Genomic DNA, 22,216 nt, shown 5'->3' on the forward strand with positions numbered 1-22,216 from the left:
ATAGTGTGTTCATCCCTGTGTGATGTCCGACCTATAGAACAAATATGGTAATAAATTATAAGAAGCTTAACCCGAACGGATTCTATTTGTTGAAGTACTTGCAAGATGTGACATTGCGTTTTATTATCTTGTATGGAGGCTCTTCTTCCGGTAAGTCTTATAGTGTAGCTCAAACTATACTCATACAGACATTACAAGATGGTGAGAATACTTTGGTTATGCGTAAGGTGGGAGCTTCTATATCGAAGACTATATATGAAGATTATAAAGTAGCTGCCAAAGGTCTTGGAATAGACCACCTCTTTAAATTCCAACAAAACACAATAAAGTGCCTATACAACGGTGCTAAAATAGATTTTTCCGGTCTTGATGACCCTGAGAAGATAAAAGGTATATCCAATTACAAGCGTGTACACCTCGAAGAACTTTCTGAGTTTGAAGAACCGGATTTAAAGCAGATTCGTAAGCGTCTACGTGGAAAGGTGGGCCAACAGATTATATGTACGTTCAACCCTGTTAGTGAAACCTCGTGGATAAAGAAGAAACTATTTGATGTAGAGAAATGGCATGATGTTGCCATGACCGTAGATATTTGCGGTGATACTTTGCCCGAGGAATTGACTAAAGTAAAATCCATCCGGATGAACTCTGCCAAGTCCGTAATGAATCCAAGAACTAGACAGATAGAAGAGCATGCTCCGGATATGGTAGTTATTCAGTCAACCTACTTGAATAACTATTGGGTGATTGGCAGTCCTGATGGAACCTATGGTTATTATGACGAACAATGTATTGCCGATTTTGAAAAGGATCGGCAGAATGATCCGGATTATTACAATATCTATGCTCTTGGTGAGTGGGGAGTGCTGCGTACCGGCAGTGAATTCTTTGGTTCGTTCAACAGAGGTAGGCATTCAGGTGAACACAAGTATGTCCCGGGCCTTCCTATTCATATATCAGTCGATAATAATGTGCTCCCATACATTAGCGTCACTTATTGGCAAGTAGATTTCAGTGCTGGTACCAAGGTTTGGCAATTCCACGAGACTTGTGCAGAAAGCCCGAACAACACAGTTAAGAAATCTTCAAAACTTGTGGCCAAGTATTTGAAGTCGTTAGCTTATGCAGATAAGTTGTTTGTTCATGGTGATGCTTCGACGAAGGCGGCAAATAGTATTGATGATGAAAAACGCTCTTGGATGGACTTGTTTATAGATACCTTGCAGAAAGAAGCCTTTGAAATTGAGGATAAGGTTGGCAATAAGAATCCGAGTGTAGCGATGACTGGTGAGTTTATCAATGCCATCTTTGACGGAATTGTGCCGGGAATAGAAATAGCCATAGATGAAAGCTGTACTGTTTCTCTTGAAGACTATATGAGTGTACAGAAGGATGCTAACGGTGCCATCCTTAAAGCAAAGGTGAAGAACAAAACAACCGGGCAGAGTTATGAAGAACATGGGCATTTATCTGATTGTCTTCGCTACCTTGTAACAGATTTATGTAACGATGAGTACACAGCTTTCAGTAATCGGCGTAAAAGAAATCTTTATGCTCGTGACGGTGCAATTCATTTCTTCAATCCTAACACCGAAAATGTGTACACCAAAAAGATAGTCTATGTTATGCCAAATATCAACGGTAAGTTTGTATTGTTGCAAGCTTTCAAGTGTGGGGAGAAATGGCATATAGTTGACGTAGTGTTTGCTGATACCATTTCAACTGAAGAAATACAGGTTGCCATTGGTGAATGTGAAGCAGCTACTTGTGTGATAGAATGTGCAGAGGCATATTTCCCGTTTGTTCGCGACCTTCGTTCAAAATCTAACAAAGAAATACGTGCATTGAAAGAATTCTCTGATGTTGATAAACGTATAGCAGCTACCTCGGACTACGTGAAGAATTATATCTTATTCTCCGAAAGTAAACTAGAAGAAGACACTAGGTATGCTGCATTTATGAATAATCTTATGGACTATAATAAAGATGGTGAAAATATAGAAGCAAGTGCTGTTTTAAGTGGCTTAGTACAGTTCGTTGCAAAATAGTGTATTTTCTAAAATTGAATGTAAGTATTTGATATAGTGTGTTTTGTCTTTGTTTTTGGGGTTAATGAGGATGTCAAGATTTTAAACTTTGTTTAAAGGGATTTCTTTTTGTCTAGTTTTGTCCCAAAAGCAAAAGACATGAATTTCTTTTCAAACATATTCAGTAATAAGCATGTGACAAAGGGTGAAGTTGAGATTACCCCTTCCACTGTTACTCCGGACGAAAAGCCCGTGAAAGATGTAGTCAAGTGGTCGGCAGAGTATATCGAAGACTTGACTAATCCTATTGTGGCAGGTAGCAATTATTTGGAACTATTCCGTAGTGTACCTGAAGTATTCTTCCCTGTAGATTATGTTGCATCCAGAATAGCTGGTGCGGACTTCCAGCTGAAGAAGGTAAAGGATGATAGTATTGTATGGGCTAATAAGCGGATAAATGACATTCTTAATCGCCCTAACTGCTTAATGCGTTGGCGTGAGTTAATTTACCAGCATCATGTATATAAATTCTGTACCGGTAATAGCTTCTTGCGTGCTGCTATGGCAGAAACTTTTGCTTCTACCGATATATGGAGATATTGCGATAACTACTGGGTGCTCCCATCCGATAAAGTTTTGGTTGACCCCGTATATGGTAATGTTCCACTTTTTGGTATCGCTAATACCGAAGACATCATAAAAGGCTACCGTCTGCAATATGGATGGAATGGAAATCTCCTTATTCCTCCATTTCAGATTTGGCATGATAGGGATGGGGGAATAGAATTCAATTCTGGTTCTACATTTTTGAAGGCAAAGAGCCGTTTAACTTCTCAGAATAAACCGATATCTAACCTTATTGCAGTTTATGAAGCAAGAAATGTAATTTATGTCAAACGCGGAGGGCTTGGATTTATAGTAAGTAGGAAAACTGATGCAACTGGTTCTATTGCATTGACTGAAGAGGAAAAGAGCCAACTATTGAAGCAGAATTTCGAGAAGTATGGAATACGACGGGGGCAAGTACCTTTTGGTTTCTCTGATGCCAACATTGATTTTGTTCGGACTAATCTTTCAATCTCTGAGTTGCAACCCTTTGATGAAACTCTTCTCGATGCTATTAGTATAGCTGGCGCATTTGGTATTCCTGCTGTTCTTGTACCTCGTAAGGACCAGTCAACGTTCAGTAACCAGTCAACGGCGGAAAAGAGTGTGTATTGCTCGACTATTATTCCTAAGGCAAAGCAATTCTGCCGGGATTTTACTGCATTCCTTGGACTTGAAAATAGTGGCTACTATTTAGATTGTGATTTTTCTGACGTTGATTGCTTACAAGAAGGATTAAAGGAAGCGGAGACAGTAAAGACCGCCATCAACAAGAGATGTCGGGAACAGTTTTCATGTGGGCTTATCACTCTTAATGACTGGCGTGCCCAAATAGGTGAAAGTATGGTAGAAAATCCTCTGTTCGACAAATTGAAATTTGACATGTCAGATGAGGAATTAGATAAAGTGAATCGAGTTTTTAACACAAAAAGTGGAGATGAAGAAAATGGAAGAGAAAGTCAAAAGCCTTCAGTACAAGACGAAGGCAAATGATGTTGATGAGAAAGGTATCGTTACTGTTGCAGTAAATGGTATCGGTGTGAAGGATTCGCAAAATGATATATCCATGCCCGGATCATTCAACAAGACACTGAAAGAAAACATAGGTCGTATGCGTTGGTTTCTGAATCACAAAACAGACCAACTTCTTGGTGTGCCGTTGAGTGGAAAGGAGGAGAATGGCAATTTGATTATGATCGGTCAGCTTAACCTTGAAAAGCAGATTGGGCGTGATACATTGGCTGATTACAAGTTGTATGCTGAAAATGGGCGTACACTTGAACATAGCATTGGCGTGAAAGCAATCAAGCGAGATTCTGTGGACACTTGCAAAGTCCATGAATGGTGGATGGGCGAGTATTCTACATTGACCAGTTGGGGGAGTAATCCACAAACATTCCTTGTGAACATCAAATCAGCCACAGTAGACCAAGTAAAGGATGCTGTTGATTTCCTTCGTAAAGCGTTCACGCAGCATGGATATAGTGACGAACGTTTAAAGGGTTATGATATGGAAATGAACTTATTATTGAAAAGCCTCAATGGAGGAACTATTGTCACATGCCCGGATTGTGGGCATCAGTTTGATTACGACGAATTACCTGAGCATACTTTTACCCAGCAAGTACTTGAATTAGCAGCACAGTATCAGCGATGGATAACTGAAGATATTGTTCGCCATGAAATGGACAAGCTAAAGCCTGAAATTAGGGAGCAGGTAGTTGCGGTAATTGATACACTAAAGGCTAAGAAAGCCGATTACACAGAGAAGTCTATAACCGACATGATTGCATATGTAAGATGCCCTCATTGTTGGTCAAGAGTATATAAATCTAACACCATTTTGATTGATACGACACCCACCGCTACCGGTAGCACTGAGCCGTCTGATGACACTCAGAAACAAGATACCGGAGTACATAGTGATGAGGGAATAACAATGAAAGCCGCTTCAACTGGCACTTTCCTTGATTTTTCAAAGCTGAATGGATGTTTCTAACAATAATTTAAAAAGTAATTTTATGGCATTAAAGAAATTTACTGTATCAGATTTTAATCTGAAAACTGATGGACTGCCTACAGAGCAGAAATCGTTCATGGAAAACATCGTTGGCATGATGTGTGATGTAATGAACAAATCTCTTGATGGAGTTATGACTCCAGATGATGTTGATACTAAGTTCAAGGGCCTCAATGATATGTTGAAGGTCTATGACAACGAAAAGTTCAACCAGCTCGTGAAAGATAATGAAGAGTTGATTGAGCAAGTAAAAAACTTGGGCGAAAGTCTTGAGAAGATGAAACAAAAAGGTATCAACTTTGATGCAGTTGACAATTTCACTGAGAAATTCGGTGAAATGGTTAATAGTCCAAAGTTCTTGGATTTCTTGGCTGATCGAGAAAAGAGTTCAGGCTTTTTTGAATTCTCACTTAAAGATCTTGTTTCCACTTCAAACAGCTATGAAGGTGAAGTCTTGATTTCTCATCGTCGTAGTGAGATTGCAAGCAAGATAGCAGAGAATCGTCACCATATGCGTGATTTCCTTTCTGTAGAACAAGGTGATCCAGGCTCGACTAACCATACTTGGCTTCAAATTACTGAAGTAGACCGTAACGCCCGTTTCGTCACTGAAAATGGTATGTTGCCAAAGAGTGCCATCAAGATGCGTGAAAAGAGCACTAATGTCAAGCGTGTAGGTACTATGATGGACTTGTCAAAACGAATGTTGAAGCGTACTGCCTGGTTGCGTTCTTGGCTGCTGAACCATGTAGCCAACTGGGTTTATATGGCTGAGGACAGTAACATTTTGTTCGGTGATGGTACTGGTGAAAACCTTGAAGGAATTACGACTTTCTATGACTGTGAAAGCATCGAAGATTTGCTTTCACATAATATTGTAACTGGTGAAGCTGGAAGCATCTTGGCTGTAAAAGGTGCAAATTCCAACAAAGATACCGTCATTGAATTTAAGAATTCTCAGTTTGCTATTCGTGATGGTATGGTGATAACATTCACAGGAGCTACTGACTTGACAGAACTCAATAATCCACATGAGATTATTAAGCAAAACGACCGCGTCATTCTGCTTAGAGGTGTAGAGTATAAAGAAGAATCCACAATTGAGAATCTTGCTTTCTCTGTTAAACACAAGTTCTTCAAGAACATTCCAGAACCGAATCCGGAAGATGCTATTCGTACCGGCTTTGCATTAGCTACATTTAACGAGTTTTCTCCAAACGCAGTCGTGTTTAGTCCTTCAACTGTAAACTCTATTATGAGTTTGAAAGATACTACTGGGCGTCCGCTTGATTTGATTAAAGTTCGTAACGGTGTGAAGTATATCGCCGAGCGTCCTATTATTGAGTTGCCTCAAATGCATGATGGTAAGTATTTGATTGGTGACTTCTATAATGGTGCTTCGTTAATTCAATATACGAATATCGCATTCAATTTCAAAGATGATGTCAACTACGAGGCTCAGAACATGATAGCCTTGCTCATTCAGGAAGAATTGCTTTTGGCAGTGATATGTCCTTTTGCTTTCTCTTATGGTGATCTTGATAAACTGATTGAAGCAATTACTAAACAGTAACAGTATGATGTACATTCTTGATGGAAATGACAAGGATGTCTCCAACGTGCTTAAAGAGCAACGCATTCGTATGAGTAGGGGGCTGATATCAATCACCCCTATCTCCGAGTGCGGGCTTATCACTGAGGAAGATGCCCGAAAAACAATGGAAGGGTTTGCTTTATCCATTGAAAATAATGAGGAAATGATTTCCACATTGACCAAGGAACATGAAGAAATAAAAGCGCATGTTTCCAAACTTGAAACGGCTATGAACGAGAAAGATGCTCTGATATTGTCACTCACTACTGAACGTGATGGCTTGCTTGCTCGCGTATCAGCACTTGAAGAAACCGATGAGGATAAGAAAGAATTGCCGGCAGGTGATTCAAAGGAACTGCCAGCTGGAGACACCAAATATACGGATGTAACTGATGATAAGACCGTCATTGTGGAAGAGAAAAAGAGAGGGCGCCCTGCTGCCCGTAAAACTGAATAACTATGCTGATTGATGTCTCATATTTCTTAGCTGGGCCGCGGCATATCGCTAATGCCTCTATGGGCAAACTGCCTTCACAAGATTCTATTGCTGTGAATGATACGATTATGGAATATGTGAAGGAATACCAGCCTCTTTTCCTTTCCAGTATGTTAGGGTACAAGCTCTCTAAAGAGGTAGCTGATTATCTCGAACTGCTGGAAAATGAGGTAGCCGATGCCGATAAAGATGCAGGTGTTGAAGCTGTAATGAATGATATGGTTGTGGAAGAGTCAAAGTATGAACTGCTATGTACACAGTTGCGCGAATCATTCGCGAATTATGTGTTCTTCCATATCCTTCGAGATGCCAATACGCAAGCAACCATTAAGGGGCTTGTGCTATTGAAATGTGATAATACATATATTGCTCCCATCCAACGGCAAGTTAGTATATGGAACGATATGGTGAAGAAGAACAAAAAGTTTGTGAAGTGGGCTTCTTCACTGGAATGTCCGTTTAATGTGAGCATAGAAAGTAACATGTTAACCCCAATTAATGCCTTTAACTTATGAATGAACCGGATATCATAGAGATTTTCTCTGAGGTAGTGAAGAATGTGTCAGAAGACCTTGAAATCATCTATACAGATGGAAAAGGTAATACTGAGGTTCTAAAGAACCTGCCTGTTAATTTCATATTCGGAAGTGGCCAATATGTCAAAGATGTATTGGATGTCACTACGAAATCGGATAAAACTGCACCTTCTAAGTTTCCTCTTGTTGCCTTGTTCTGCCCTATAAATGAGGAAAGGGATAATACTGATTACTTCGCTAAAGCGAAAGTATCATTGGTTATTGCATGCTCATCCAGTCGTGAATGGAGTAATGAGCAACGCCATGTAACGTCATTTAAGAATATCCTTCGACCGATTTATAACCGTTTGATTAAAGTCCTTTTAGAAGATAATAGGTTTGATTGGGGGTATGAGGATAAGGTTAAGCATAGTTATTCAGAAAACTATTCTTATGGTAGATATGGTGCCTTTACTGAGAGTGGAGAAGCTGTTAGTGAAACTATAGATGCCATTAATATTAAAGCTATGGAAATTATAATTAATAATCCAAATTGTAGATAAAATGAGAAGTACTAGAACTTGTGAGAGTGCGCAGTTAAATACAGGCGGCTCAATGTGTCAAATCGACTGGGGTAAAATAAAGGGTGCCATTCTAATGGAACATGGGCAGAAACTTCCTGCTGAGCTTACAAAAGACAAACTATTGGAATTGTGTCATGCTGACCGTCCGGAACGGATATATCCGATATTGCCATTTGTGGAATATGCGAAAAATGGGGGTGATCCTCAAGTAAGTGCCATTGGATATGGTGCCAGCCTGTACAATGGGCTGAACTCTCAAACTGACACATTCACCTTGCAGAAATTTGATGAGACACTGAATGCGAAGTTATTGCAATGTGCTGCTAAAGAATGGGACGTGTGTTTTTTTGATGATAAACGGTTGTATGGTTATAATGATGGCACCGATATACTTGCAGGAATCCCGATGTCAACAGTGTACCCTACAGTAACTCCTTTCTCTACCGGTTCTGCAAAGTCTACCATGACTGTTAGTTTCTGCCATGCAGATATTGAGGACACTTATACACATCTTGATTTCGTGGATTTGAAAATCAATCTTAAGAATGTCCTAAGGGGGTTAACAGAAGTGTTACTAACCAGTAAAGAGGCTAATAAGTTTGTGTTGGTTGAAAAGGTTGGTGGTTACGACCTTACCACTTTGTTTGGCGATGTCATTGCCAAGGCTGCTGCAACTGTTCTGAATGGAGCAACTTCTGCTACTTATGCAGATGGTATTATTACTGTTGTACCTGCCAATGGTGGAACTACTGTATCTCTGAAATCACCTTCTGTTTTGTATGAGAGTGGAATCAAATTCATTGAAGGAGTACCGGTATGAGAATTGAAAATGTGACTTTCGTGGAACCGGCAGTAAAGGCTATGAAGAAGACTGAGTTCATAGACAAACACATGCCGGTTATTTGGCAGGATCGTTCTGAAGACGATCGTAAGAAGATGCTTTCAGATACTTACGATCTGATAAAGAAAGGAAAAGTTGAAGAAGTGAAGGGTTGATGAATGAGGGGGATGAGGTTTAAAGTGCATCCCCCTTTTACTTTTTAGGTTATGACCAGTATAGAAGAAGTATATAATGTCATACATAAAATTGCTACCGGCATCGAGAATGAATGTGCAGCCTGCCTGGATGATAATAAAGATGTTGTCGAGGGACTGATACGTGAGCAACTGTATAGCGGAGTGAATGGCAAAGAACGTTTGTTAAGCCCTACTTATGAGAACGACCCATTTTTTGAGGAGCCCGGGCGTTGGTATCACCGTAGCAAACAGTACAAGCATTGGAAACAGAAAATAACTCCACCAATCGGTTCAGAGGTGTTGTTCCTTTCTCCACGTTCTGTTGAGGTTCCTAACCTTTTCATCACCGGACGGTTTCATGACAGTGTATCTGCTAAATTAATCGGTGATGGGCTAAACATAGATACCGAAGGCTTTATTGATGGCCCGGATATCAAGGAGAAATATGGAGAAAACATTTTCATGCTTGGTAATACCGGGAAGAAATACTTTGCAAAGAATATACTTCGTCCCTGGCTGGATAAATTTATGAAAAATAGTGGATATCATTAAAATAAATAATAATGGAGGAACAAAGTTATGGCATGCAATTGCGATAATAAGAAAGTTATGTGCGAGTGTGCTTATGTAAGCGAGCTTGCACGTAAAGCCGCCATATTGGAACAATGTATCTATGTGGTCTATAAAAAGGCTGACGATACTTATTGCTTTGATAAGGTAGGTAGTGAGATAGAAGGAACGATTGTCGAATTTAGACATTATATGTGATGGCAGAATTAAAAATTACAGACCTTATAGATAAAGGTCAAATAGAGGAAATAGTGCAACTGGATAAGAAGTTAGCTGCATTAAAAGAAACTTATGTTGTTGTCGCAACAAAGCTTGCAGAAGGTTTAAAAATAGAAGTAAATGCTCCAAAAGATTTGGATAAACTCTATGAATTATATAATAAGCAGGCAGCAGCGGCCAGTAAGACATCTGCTGAGTTCAATGCTACTCTTGAGAAACAGAGACAGGTTATCCAGGAGGTTGCCGATAGCTTGCAGAAGAAGGTTGCTGCAGGAGAATTATCTGCAAAGGATATGAAGGCATTGACTGATGCGAGTTCGAAAAATACAGAAGCCTTGGAGAAAATGGCTAAAGCTGAACTAGCTGCAACTAAAGCACAGACAGCTGGTAATTCTTCCCGTAAAAGTGCTACATTATCCGAGGAGGAAAGACTCAAAGTTATTAAGTCTGCAATTGATTTGACTAATCAAGAAATCCATAGTCGCTCACAAGCTAAAGAAGTGAATAAGCAGTTGCAAAAGGCTGTTGATTTATTGAAAGATACTGATGAAGGATATATTACTACTTTAGCAAGACTTAATTCCACTATTGGCATCAATACTGATTATGTAAAGCGTAATTCTGATAGATACACTAAGCAGAAGATGACTATTGGTGCATATCGCGAAGAAGTAAAAGCTGCAATTATAGAATTACAGAATGGGAATAAATCGTTAAACAATTTTGGAATTATTGCAAAAGGTTATGGTAATATATTGAAGTCTAGTTTCACAGATGGTTTTAGAGAGGTGAAATCTGGTGTAGGGGATATGGTTAAAGGATTTGTAGGTGCTCAAGGAATTTTACTTGCTATTCAGAAACTTATTGGACTATTTAAATCAGGAATTTCCGCAGCCATTGATTTTGAAGCAGCAAATAGTAAACTTGCAGCAATTCTTGGCACAACGTCTAACAGCATAAAAGAACTTACAAACGATGCTGCTCGCCTTGGTAAAACAACAAAATATACAGCTTCAGAAGCCACAAATCTGCAAGTAGAACTTGCGAAACTTGGTTTTTCTAAAAAAGAAATTCTGGAATCAACTGAATATATTTTGAAGTTTGCTCAAGCTACAGGTGCTGAGTTACCAGAGGCTGCTGCATTGGCTGGTGCAGCATTGAGAATGTTTAATGCTGATACATCGGAAACAGAAAGATATGTTTCTGCAATGGCTGTAGCAACAACAAAGAGTGCTTTGTCATTCTCTTATCTTCAAACAGCTATGCCTATTGTTGGTCCAGTTGCTAAAGCATTTAATTTTCAGATAGAAGATACTCTTGCTTTGCTTGGAAAATTGGCTGACGCAGGATTTGATGCTTCTATGGCTGCTACCGCTACAAGAAATATTTTCCTAAATCTTGCAGATTCTAATGGAAAACTGGCGAAATCTTTAGGTGGTCCAGTTTCCACTCTGCCTGAACTTGCGGAAGGATTGTTGAAATTGAAAGAGCAAGGCATTGATCTAAATTCGACTCTTGAACTTACTGATAAACGGAGCGTTGCAGCTTTTAATGCGTTTCTTACTGCCGCTGATAAGATAGTTCCATTACGCGAACAGATTACTGGAGTTGATAAGGAACTAGGTGATATGGCTGAGGAAATGAATGATAACGTAAAAGGTGCACTTGCAGGATTGTCTTCTGCTTGGGAATCGTTTATGATAACTATTATGGGTAGCAATGGAGTTCTTCGTGGAGCTATTGAAGATCTTACAAGTTTAGTTAGAGGTATGCGTGATGTTATCGCCACTACTGAGCAACTTGGACAAGAAAGGTTAGATAGCGCAAAGAGAATAGGGCAAGAAGCCGCCAAGAGCGATAAAGATTGGGTGAAGTCAAAACTAGAGAGTGTTGAAACTGTTGCTTTTCATTATCGAAAGGAGGGATTAGATGGTGAAAAGGCATTTGAAAAAGCACGTGGAGAGCAGTTGAAAATATTAGAACGTTCTCTTACACAAGAACAAGCAAGGCTTGATCTTTATACAAATCGCAATAAAAAGAACTGGGAGGAATATAATAATTCTTCATTTTGGAAACAAGGGCTTGGATTACAACGTGCTACGTCTGCTATAAATGATGATATTAATGAATCATTCGAACTTATTGAGCAACAAACTCAATTTGTTGAGAGTTTAAAAACTAAGATGGAGCAGATTAGAGAATTAAAGAACGAATATATTGCTTCTGGAAATAATACGTTTACTCCCACAAAAACAGAGAAAGAACTTAAAAAAGAGCAGGATGCACTTGAAAAAGCAGCTAAAGAGCGGCAGCGCATCCTTGAAACAATGCAACAGTCTGAGCTTGACCTCATGGATGAAGGTTTGCAAAAGGAACTTGCAAAGATTGCTCTCAACTATAACAAGAAAATTGCTGCAATCCGTGGCAATTCTGAAGAAGAACAGAAAACCCGTGAAAATCTTGCCACTAGAATGCAGCAAGATATTGGTGATTATGAAGTGGACTTTTATTTGAAGAAAGAACAGGAACGCATACAGAATAAACTTGCTGTTGTGAAAAAAGGTTCGGATGAAGAATATGAACTTAGTCTTTCTTTACTCAAAATTCAGGAGGAAGCCGAAAAAGAATCTGCCATTAGAAATAATGAGGATATCCTTGCTGTTGAAGAAAAATATGCAAAGAAAAGACTGGAATTGAACGAAAATCATGCTATAGAGAAAAATAAGAAACTTGAAGAAGAGTATGCTGCAAGAATTGTACTTGTAAATACTGCAATGGGTAAAGAGCTTGATGAACTTACAGCCAAGTATAAAAAGGGTGAGATAAATGCAGAAAACTATGAGAAAAACAAAGCTGCCATCACTCGGAAATATATGCTCCAACAGCTTGCGACTGCCTTGGAACTCGCTAAAATAATGTCCGATATGCCTGGTTTGTCTGATGAAGATAGATTGAAGATGAAACAGAAGGTTGCCGAAGCTGAAATAGCATTATCTAATGCTGTTCGTGATAATGCGGTTGCTGATACAGAAGATGCAGCAAAAGCACATCAGAAGTGGTTAGGTGAATTTTCTAACAGTCTTGATACAATGAATGATATTGCTAGGGATGCTCTTGGTGATACAGCTAATATTTTCAGTGGTTTATCAATCATCATAGAGGATATAGTAAAGGATGGAAAATTAAGCCTTGAAGGTCTTGCGATTGCTGTTATTGATGTCTTTAGTGGTCTCAATGATATTGTGCAAAATAGTTATAGTGCACGAATAGAGAAAATAGAAGAAGAGCAGGATGCCAATGAAGAAGCCAAGGATAAGGACATAGAACGAATTGAGAACTTAGCTGAAATAGGTTCCATATCGGAAGAAGAGGCAGAAGCTCGAAAACGTGCTGCTCAGGACAAAACAGCCGCTAAGAATGCTGAACTTGACAAGAAAAAGCAGGCAATGGCTAAAAAACAAGCAACATGGGATAAGGCAACGAGTATCGCACAGGCGGGTATTGCAACAGCTTTGGCAATTACTAAGTCTTTGCCTAACTTCATATTAGCCGCTATTGTAGGTGCTATGGGAGCCATACAAATAGCAACAATTGCGGCAACTCCCATTCCTTCTTATGCTGAAGGTACAAAAAATGGTTCTCATCCTGGAGGGAAAGCATTGGTCGGTGATGCCGGCAAACATGAGGTTGTCATGTATAACGGTCTTGCATGGGTTACTCCTAATACTCCAATGATGGTTGACTTACCTCGCGGATCCAAGGTGTTCCCAGACGTTGATGAAATGGATATGCCTGATTGGAACTCACTGGATTTAGAAATGTCGTTCGCAAATCATAAGTTTAGAGGTTCTAAGAGCGATATCGAAAGAACTACCGTAATTAATGATTTCTCAAGGCTTGAGCAAAAAATGGATGAGAACAACCGATTGCTTGCACAAAGAATCAAGCAGCAAAAGAAGTATGATGCAGATAGAGATTTTGAACTATACAAGCTGAGAAAGTTATGAAAACAAGATTGAATGAATTATCCCTGGCCCAGTTTATTGAACTGGTATGTGGAGATTATAGTGTTCTGCTTGCAGATGGTGAGACGACTGATAAGATGCTGTTAGAAGAGAATGCTTCTGAGTTGTTGGTTTCTTACCGTTGTATTACTGATAATGCGAATTTTAAAGCGCAATTGATGGAAAAGGAAGAATGTGTAAAAAGTAAAGCAAAAATTCTCATACTGCGATTATGTAGTAATCTTATTGCTTATAAATCCTATAATGACGTTCTTACTCTACTTGAATCGCTCGATGAAGATGTATTAGGATTATCTGACAATGATATTAACGAGAAAGTAGATGAAATGCTTAGAACCGCTTTATTTGAAGCGCATAGAAGTGAATTAGTGAAAGAGAAAGAAGTTAAAGTAGTACGTTCTCCTGATGAAATTAGAGCTTCTTTTGATACTGAAATAGCATTTGTAATGACACATTTCAAAATGAGTATTGATATAAATACTATCAATGCTGCTGTGTATGCGAATATGCTTCATCAGGCGGAGATACAATTGAAGCCTAAGCCTAATTTCGGATATTAAAATAAAAAGCACTCATTTATTGAATTTTTTTGAAGGTCATTAGTAACTCAATATGAAATTACTAATGACCTTCATTTATGCTAAAAAATGACACCGATTGCAGAAACACGGCTTTTTGCAACAAATTATCGTCTAAACTCCGAACGATAGAGGAGAAATGTGATAAGATTTTAGATGAGTTAGCAATCCTTCAAAAGCTAATTATCCCATCAACGAACGATGTTGATGTCCTTGTCTCATCAATGAGAAAAAGTGCTAATGATCTTCTTGAGCAAAGCATCAAACACAGGGAATACGTAGAGCTGCACACTAAGAGTTCACTCATGACAATAAAAAGGAGGTGAGTATGGACTTTGAAAAAGAACTTAGTTCTATTTATCCTTGGATATTGGGAATTGCCCGTAAATATTGCTGTTCGATCCAAGAAGCCGAAGACCTTGCCGGAGATACAATATATAAAGTACTTTCCAACAAGACCCGGTTTGAACATGGGCGTCCGTTAAAGCCTTGGTGTGAAGTAATACTGATTAATACCTTTATTACGAACTATAATCGAAAAACTTTTATTCGATATGTGGATTTTGAAAAAGCTTTTGAACTTAGTTCCTATACATCAATTCCCGACATTCTTTCGTTTAAGGAAATTGTTGCTATCATACGCAGATGTGCTGCAAAGTCCTGTAGCATTGAATGTGTTATCTATTATGCGAAAGGATATTCCTATGATGAGATAAGTGAAATACTTCATATACCTGTAGGTACTGTGAGAAGTCGTATCTTTTTAGGGCGCAAAATGCTGAGCCGGGAGCTTGATCTTTAAAGTGTTAAGGCGTTAAAATGGCGTAGTTTCTGTTTGTATAACTTGTCTTTTTAGATTAACTTTACTGATGTAAAGAATTAAAAGTCAAACCAATAACAAAGGAATTATGGAAACAAAGTCTAATTTTAGAACGAGAGTAATGAAGTATGCACATCATTTACTTAACACAACAAGAAAGAGTTGGAAGTATTGTATGCTTAAAGCTTGGGAGCTTTACCGGCTTGCTAAACGAATGAGAGATGGTTCTGTAAAGTTTGCCTATGAGAAAACAGATGGCAGTATAAGATATGCTTGTGGTACATTGCAGAATTTACCTGCCGGTTCTACTATAAGAGGCAAGAAAATGACAAAGCCCAGTTATAAAACCTTTGCCTACTATGACATTGCTAAATCCGAGATGAGATGTTTTAAAATTGAGAATCTTGTAACTGTTTACTGATTATGATTGCTAAATTATTCAGAGTTGAGGGTATGCTAGAAGAGATTATTCCAGCCAATGGTCAGACGTTTACTCTTAAGGAAATGCAAAGTTATGTTGGAGGGAATGTACAAATAGTAGAACTGAATAATGAGAATATCATGGCATTTGATGAAGAGGGTAAGATTAAAGGGTATGAAATGAATTTTTGCGCGACTATCATAGCCAGAGGAAGTAGAGCGATTTATTCTACCGATTATATTGCTGGTGATGCAATCGTATGTAAATCTAATATGTTTGAATAGACCTACTGAAAAAACATGGTTTTAACTTTGTATTTGTAACTACTATGATTAACAACGAGTTATAAGTATTTTGCTTAAAATATGAATTTCAAGAAATGAGCCAATTGTCGATGCAGTTGGCTTTTTCTATATATTCGCCGCAAAAGAAAATGTATGAACCAATATATTATAATTATAGATGGTACGCCTTTCATTCTTAAGGAAGATTGTATTAAGAATTGGGATGAAATTAGCCTCTCGCTGAAACGGAATGATTTCAGCGGTATAATCCGTTCGTTCAGCTCTAAGTTTGAGTTTACGGGAAAAGCCTATAACTTATTACTCAAGGAATACCGTGCAAATTATCTGAAAGCTAATGCACAGATAGAAATATATTCGTTTGATAACAATAGAAGTAAAAAGTATCTGTATGGTAGTTATTTGGATTTTGGTTCAATGGAATATGATGATACTACCGTGTATATAAATGCAATAGATAATAGTCTTGCAGCCAAGATAAAGGCTAAGAAGAGTACTCAATATGAATATCCAGTTGTTGAATTGAAAGAAGAAAAGGCTCTCAATTACGATAGGCTATCGATGTTGAGTACTTATAATTTTGACATTGATAACGATGAGTATGTAGTACATTCTACAGAAGGGCCTTCGCATAATGCAAATATAGATGTTTATGTTGTAGATGTAAATCCTGAAATTTATGTCGGCGGTTATATTGAGCCTTATCATGAATCAGATGGTGCTTATCGTGACAACAAAGGGGTTTTTATGAAATTGATTGCTTTACCACCTGATGGCTTATATATGGATTTGAGCTGTGATATTTCTATCTCATCAGGCGATGCATCATTTGGTGCTGAATTTCGAAAGAAAATAAGTGGAGGGACATCTGGTAGCTCTATATGTTATACAAGCGGTATTTCTGCTGGGAAAGTATATCATGTTGAAGAGAAAGGCATGGTATTGGTTGACCCGCTAAATAATGATTATGGTTATATTGGAATGGTATATAGGATATTTCTTAATGCTACTGATGGTGTAAAAGTGAAGATTGAAAATTTTAAGATGTCCGTTTATTACATGGACAAGATGCAGCCTGAATTTATTAACGTCATAAAACCGGATATACTTCTTAATCGCTTGTTGAAGAGTATCAATGAAGAAAAAGAGGGTTATGTAGGTGAAATAGAATATGCTGCTGATTCTCGTTTATCCTCTACAGTAATCATTGCGGCAGAGAGTGCTAGAAATCTGAAGAATGCAAAGATATATACCTCATTCAAGAAGTTTTCTGATTGGATGGAGACTGTTTTTGGCTATGTTCCTGATATCACAGATAATAAGATTATATTTAAAAAACGCACATCTCTATTTCATTCTGACGTACAAAAGAAAATTAGCTATACAGGAAGTGATTTCAATGTGAAAGTAAATTCCTCACTTATTTACTCTATTCTAAGGGTTGGTTACGACAAACAGGATTATGATAGCATCAATGGGCGTGATGAGTTTCATTTCACTAATGAGTACGATACCGGAATAACTATAACAGATAAGGCGCTTGAACTTATAAGTCCTCTTCGTGCTGACCCTTATGGAATAGAGTTCCTTGTAAGCAAACGAGGAGAAGATACAACCGACAGCGATAGCGACAATGATACTTTTTTTGTTGGTGCTGCACTGAAAGAAGGTGCTGGGTTCTACGAGCTTGTGCGAAATGGTTATGATGTTACCGGTATTATCTCTTCTTCATCTATGTATAATGCCATGTTCTCGCCTCGTGCCATTATTGAAGCTAATAAGGAATACATAGCTTCATTTGCCAAATTTTTGAAATTCGCTTCTTCCTCAGGCAATAGTGATATTGTGATAAATGAAGTTGCTGAGAACTCTGATGTTGAACTAACTGACCCATTATTTACTGTTGATACATTAAGTATCAGTACTGCTGATGGGGGCATACCATCCGATGTCAATGCTCTTGTTGAGGTTGAGAGAAACGATCTGCTATATATTTGCTTCATAAACGAATTGAAATATAAGACTGGACGCTATGAAGGAATTGATTATAATCTCCAAATTAAAAGCATTAATTAGATATGATGAAGATTTCTCCATTTACTCCGTTATTCTTTAGCCCTTCCTCTGACAAGTTCGGGGCTGAAAGTAAGTATGTACAACTGTTTGCGCCCAGCGACAACATCTTTATAGAGGTATTGACCACTACAGAGTTCAAAGTCGATGGATGCTTGAAAAATCATGTTGATGGTTCCAATAAGTTGATCGAGTTTCAATCTTTCTCATTGAAAGATGATTCAATTGTTTTCCATTCAACTATTACCGGGCTTGCTCCTGGTTATTACTCTATCACTATTGGCGAACAAGAATGCAATGTCTTTAAAATAACCGATGATGAAAATGAGTTATCTAAGACTACTCTTGTTCGCTATTCTATGCGAAGTAACAAGCAGCGTAATGATTGTGTGTTCTGGAATGAAGATAATCAATTCTATTTTGAATTTCGTGTACCGGGCGGTTTTAAGGATGATGATTGGACTTTTGCGGTAAACAATGAGCAGTTTGAAATATCCAATGGAAATATAGTCGAACTTTTCGCTATAGAAAGTACGCAGAAGAAGTTTACCCTTGGTAATGCCGAAGGATGCCCGATATGGTTTGCAGAGCATTTGAATCGTATTTTATGTTGTTCTAATGTCTATTTCAACGGTACACGATTTGTCAGGAAGGGAAATAGTGTACCTGAAATGACGCAGGAAATAGTGTCATTGAAGAGCTATATTTTCAAAGTTTCATTGCAGGGTATGGTTGACAATATAGATATTGATTTTCCAGAAGGCGGTGAAAGTGAAGGTGGCGAAACAGAGGGTGGTGGGGAGGGGTACATATATCTTATAAAGCTGAACGATACTATCCTTCCAACGGATAGGAATACCTTTTCAGCATTAAGAACTTTGGCTGAAATACAGAATGCTATACAGGAGAACAATGATACTTTAGATAATAAATTTCTTCGTAAAGATCAAGCCGATGGCACTGCTTTTCCCATGACTTTCGGCGAATGGGTCAAGTTCGGTGAATTCCTAACAGGTATATCCGGCGGTTACATCGACAAAAGCGGTTTCATGGAGATGGAAGAAGGTGTTTTTCGTAAACGTCTCTTTGTGCCTGAAATCGCCTATAATCGTACTACTTATTTTAAGGGTCGTATGGTCAACTCTCCCGGTGGTGGTTGTACCGTAAAGGAATGGACTGATAACGGAGATGGTAGCTACACCGTCACACCCGATTTGACCGATGCCGATGGATTGAGCCAGTTTGTTGATGACATCCTCACCACATATTTTGTCTTCAAGAATGCAGCAGGCAAGCTGAATGGATTCGAGGAGATGAAATTCCGTGTGACTTCTGCTGATTATACGGCTAAGACTTTTGTCATGACACCCAAGCCCGGCACTACATGGAAGCCCGGCGACTCTATGGTACTTGCCCAAACAGGTAACTTCACCGATCCGGAACGTCAGACTTATATTCTCATTGATAGTGTCAACGGCAACAATTGCATAACTTTCTTCGACCATGCCAACACCTGGGATGTAGAACCAGTCCAAGAAGTCTCATGGATAGGCAAGAAAAAAGGAAGGACGGTACATGGAATACCGGCAGACAATTACTCTGCTGTATTGCAGAACATCATCATGTCCGGTAAGATATTTCAGGTAGATGATATTACCGGTGAAGCGTTTCGTGTGCCTCTCAATAAGGGTAAATGGATAAAGGATAAAAAGAATGCTTACTACGATGAAGTGAGCCACAACGGTAGTTCATGGCTCTGTGTAAACACTAATGGTAGTACTTCCGAGCCTTCCGACACTAATTCTGATTGGTTGAAGTGTGTATCTAAGGGAGATAAAGGAGATGACGGAACAAGTATTACTAACTGCGGCGATTGGCATACCGGTCTTCATGTGCCGTACATGGGTCTTACTAAGATGGCTAATCGTGTCTTTCTCTGCAAAGTTCCTGCCGGTACTGATAATCCTCCCATGTGGACGGTGACAACGAAAGACGGGAATCGTATTTTGCAGACTCAAGACGGTGGCAAGACTTACGGATATATCATTACCGGTGAACTCAATACCGCCGAATACGAATTACTTGTTGAAAATGGAAAGGATGGTAGAGACGGTACAGACCATGAGTGGATATTTAAACATACAGCAGATAATGTCGCTCCTCCAACACCAGGTACTTCACAAGTGGATGATTATGTTCCTGCTGACTGGCACGATGATGCTCTTGGTGTCAGCGAAAGCCTTCCTTACGAATGGGCATGTGCAAGAACGAAGAAGGATGGAGTCTGGAGCGCATTTACTCCGGCAGCTTTATGGGCAAAGTTTGGTTTTGATGGTGAGTCGGTTATCGTAGCGGACATAGACAATGAAATGGAAAGCATAGCATTAACCTATGATGGTAAGACTACTGCATCATCTGTGCTTAATACTACTGTAAGTATGTGGTATGGTACTGAGAAGCTTCAATTGAAATCTATCTCATGTGTAATGCCCTCGCATGTAACTGAGAGTTATAACGTCAATACTGGCGTAATAGCATTCACCGTTGCGTCAGGTATATCAATGCCTGAACGTTGTCAAGTCAAGATTACCGTTACTGCCTCTTGTCAAGGTGTCGATCATTCCCGTGAACTGATATTTACCATCGCAGGAGTTCGTGCCGGCTCTCCTGGTACTGATGCTATACTTTATCGTTTGGTTCCATCCGTCTCGTCCGTCCGGAAGAGAAAAGACGGTACTTATAGTGTAGCTAGTATTTCATGTACCCGGACTAAGTCTGTAGGGGGAACTACAAGTACAACTACAGATGGAGTTCTGAAATACAGTAAGGATGGCGGTTCAGAGACTGAGATACAGAATAACACAGCAATATCACCTAATAATTTCACTACCTCTTTACAATTCATCTATTACATCAATGGGCAAGTTGTGGATCGAGAAACGGTACCAATGGTTGTAGATGGTACAGATGGCGGAAAAGGTGACAAGGGAGATAATGGTACAAGTATCAAATCCGGCGGAGAATGGCGTACTGCCAATACCCCTGTTGCTTCCTTGACTCTCGTAACAATGGGAGCACGTGCATGGCTTTCCAAGGTGGCAACTTCTAATCCTCCGCTTTGGTGCATGACCGATAAAAATGGAAATCGTATTCTACAAACCCAAGATGGTGGCAAGACATACGGTTATATTTTGACTGGTGAGGTTAATTCATCCGAGTGGGAACTCATTACTGAGAGTGGTATGGTGGTTTATCTCGTCAGTACGGTAAGTAATATCCGTGTGAGTAATGCCGGTTCCCTTGTGCCTTCTGCCTTTAAGGTGTATGCAAAACGAAATGTTGGTAGCACTACAATGTCATACAGCGATGGATATCTTGCAGTACGTGGCTACTCTAATGGCGTATGGAGTTCGATTATTTCCCCAGCACGTAGTTCGGAAATTACGGTCAATGCTTCTGCCGGTTATTCTACCTTCTCTGTTCGTTGTTACCAGTCGCAGGCAGATGCCGCAGCTTGGAATGATAATTTCATTGCCGAGCAGTCAATCGGCGTCAGCTATGACGGCGAGACAGGTAGAACTGGTTCTGAACCACGCCCACGAGGTTTGTTTGCCAAAGGAAATACCTATGTGTGGGATGATCGGTTCCACGACATCGTATTAGCAACCTTCAATAATCGAACAATCCCATTTCGGGTTCGTGCTTACGGTACTTCGGTTACCGTAGCACCTTCATCCATTGATGGGGATTCCAACTGGGAACCTGCTCAACAATTCCAGTTTGTAGCTACGGACTTGCTTCTTTCCCGTCAGATAAGAGCCGATGAGATTTATACGGATGATCTTGTGGTTAGAAATGTATTAGCAAAAGATAAGTCTGGTAATGTTACTTGTGAAATTAATGGAGAAACCGGTAATGTGGAAATAACTGGAAAAGTCAATGCTACGAGCGGAACATTCAAGAATATAACCTCGCCTAACAAAGCGTTCAATATTAAAGAGAATGGAGATGTAGAAATTGCAGGGAAAATCTCTACATCCATGAATGGTACCCGTATAGAATTAGATCCTAAGACTAATAGTATTAAGATGTACAGCCAAGATGGCAAAGATGTTGGTAGTATATATTTTATTACCGAAGAATTGGTAGGGATCACTAATTATTACCCAAAGTTAATGCTTAGTAGGTATTCTGGGGAAAAATTAATAGGGCGAGTTGACGTCACTGGAACATCTGTGAATGGTTATTCAACGGTTGGTGCTGATGCTTTAAACTATACATTAGGGACTGCGGGATTAGTATTTTCAGTGAATGGGAAAGTGACAAAAGAATATCCTAATAAATAAATG

At 39.1% G+C, this 22,216-nt stretch carries 18 protein-coding genes; all 18 read left to right on the forward strand.

The features are described 5' to 3' along the window. The first annotated feature begins 44 nt into the window (after positions 1 to 44). The 18 genes from Q1W14_RS09225 (at position 45) to Q1W14_RS09310 (ending at position 22,213) form a co-directional block, all read left to right on the forward strand. Positions 45 to 2,048: a PBSX family phage terminase large subunit gene (locus Q1W14_RS09225; RefSeq protein WP_300700984.1), complete on the forward strand. Its 2,004-nt coding sequence runs from the start codon at positions 45 to 47 to the stop codon at positions 2,046 to 2,048. Between the two features lie 138 nt (positions 2,049 to 2,186). Beyond that, positions 2,187 to 3,626 (forward strand): phage portal protein, encoded by a 1,440-nt coding sequence (locus Q1W14_RS09230; RefSeq protein ID WP_300700987.1) that lies wholly within the window; start codon positions 2,187 to 2,189, stop codon positions 3,624 to 3,626. Then, complete coding sequence (locus Q1W14_RS09235; RefSeq protein WP_366945749.1) at positions 3,580 to 4,632, forward strand: phage prohead protein; 1,053 nt, start codon at positions 3,580 to 3,582, stop codon at positions 4,630 to 4,632. Before Q1W14_RS09230 ends, Q1W14_RS09235 begins: the two co-directional genes overlap by 47 nt. Positions 4,633 to 4,654: 22 nt before the next feature. Continuing rightward, entirely contained in the window at positions 4,655 to 6,226 is a 1,572-nt protein-coding gene (locus tag Q1W14_RS09240) for a phage major capsid protein (RefSeq protein WP_300700990.1), read from the forward strand. Positions 6,227 to 6,230: 4 nt separating this feature from the next. Then, positions 6,231 to 6,704: a hypothetical protein gene (locus Q1W14_RS09245; RefSeq protein WP_300700992.1), complete on the forward strand. Its 474-nt coding sequence runs from the start codon at positions 6,231 to 6,233 to the stop codon at positions 6,702 to 6,704. Positions 6,705 to 6,706: 2 nt separating this feature from the next. Continuing rightward, entirely contained in the window at positions 6,707 to 7,258 is a 552-nt protein-coding gene (locus Q1W14_RS09250) for a hypothetical protein (protein WP_300700994.1), read from the forward strand. Then, complete coding sequence (locus tag Q1W14_RS09255; protein WP_300700996.1) at positions 7,255 to 7,821, forward strand: hypothetical protein; 567 nt, start codon at positions 7,255 to 7,257, stop codon at positions 7,819 to 7,821. The genes Q1W14_RS09250 and Q1W14_RS09255 overlap by 4 nt, the downstream gene beginning before the upstream one ends. Before the next feature lies 1 nt (position 7,822). Then, a complete protein-coding gene (locus tag Q1W14_RS09260; protein ID WP_300700997.1) occupies positions 7,823 to 8,662 on the forward strand; it encodes a hypothetical protein in 840 nt (279 codons plus the stop codon). Then, a complete protein-coding gene (locus tag Q1W14_RS09265) occupies positions 8,659 to 8,838 on the forward strand; it encodes a hypothetical protein (RefSeq protein WP_300700999.1) in 180 nt (59 codons plus the stop codon). Before Q1W14_RS09260 ends, Q1W14_RS09265 begins: the two co-directional genes overlap by 4 nt. A gap of 51 nt (positions 8,839 to 8,889) precedes the next feature. Further along, positions 8,890 to 9,411, forward strand: coding sequence for a hypothetical protein (locus tag Q1W14_RS09270; protein ID WP_300701001.1), 522 nt, complete (start codon positions 8,890 to 8,892; stop codon positions 9,409 to 9,411). A 27-nt stretch (positions 9,412 to 9,438) separates the two neighbouring features. Then, complete coding sequence (locus tag Q1W14_RS09275) at positions 9,439 to 9,627, forward strand: hypothetical protein (protein ID WP_300701003.1); 189 nt, start codon at positions 9,439 to 9,441, stop codon at positions 9,625 to 9,627. Further along, positions 9,627 to 13,655: a phage tail tape measure protein gene (locus Q1W14_RS09280; protein WP_300701004.1), complete on the forward strand. Its 4,029-nt coding sequence runs from the start codon at positions 9,627 to 9,629 to the stop codon at positions 13,653 to 13,655. The genes Q1W14_RS09275 and Q1W14_RS09280 overlap by 1 nt, the downstream gene beginning before the upstream one ends. Next, positions 13,652 to 14,233 (forward strand): hypothetical protein, encoded by a 582-nt coding sequence (locus tag Q1W14_RS09285; protein WP_300701006.1) that lies wholly within the window; start codon positions 13,652 to 13,654, stop codon positions 14,231 to 14,233. The genes Q1W14_RS09280 and Q1W14_RS09285 overlap by 4 nt, the downstream gene beginning before the upstream one ends. A 346-nt stretch (positions 14,234 to 14,579) precedes the next feature. Next, positions 14,580 to 15,053 carry an RNA polymerase sigma factor gene (locus Q1W14_RS09290; protein ID WP_300701008.1) on the forward strand — a complete coding sequence of 158 codons (474 nt, stop codon included), beginning with the start codon at positions 14,580 to 14,582 and terminating at the stop codon, positions 15,051 to 15,053. A gap of 106 nt (positions 15,054 to 15,159) precedes the next feature. Then, entirely contained in the window at positions 15,160 to 15,492 is a 333-nt protein-coding gene (locus Q1W14_RS09295) for an SH3 beta-barrel fold-containing protein (protein ID WP_300701010.1), read from the forward strand. 2 nt (positions 15,493 to 15,494) lie between these two features. Beyond that, a complete protein-coding gene (locus Q1W14_RS09300; protein ID WP_300701012.1) occupies positions 15,495 to 15,776 on the forward strand; it encodes a DUF3846 domain-containing protein in 282 nt (93 codons plus the stop codon). 153 nt (positions 15,777 to 15,929) lie between these two features. Then, entirely contained in the window at positions 15,930 to 17,870 is a 1,941-nt protein-coding gene (locus tag Q1W14_RS09305; protein WP_300701013.1) for a hypothetical protein, read from the forward strand. Between the two features lie 2 nt (positions 17,871 to 17,872). Continuing rightward, positions 17,873 to 22,213: a hypothetical protein gene (locus Q1W14_RS09310; RefSeq protein ID WP_300701014.1), complete on the forward strand. Its 4,341-nt coding sequence runs from the start codon at positions 17,873 to 17,875 to the stop codon at positions 22,211 to 22,213. The last annotated feature ends 3 nt before the right edge of the window (positions 22,214 to 22,216 follow it).

This window comes from Bacteroides sp., from assembly GCF_030151085.1.
Classification (GTDB): domain Bacteria; phylum Bacteroidota; class Bacteroidia; order Bacteroidales; family Bacteroidaceae; genus Bacteroides.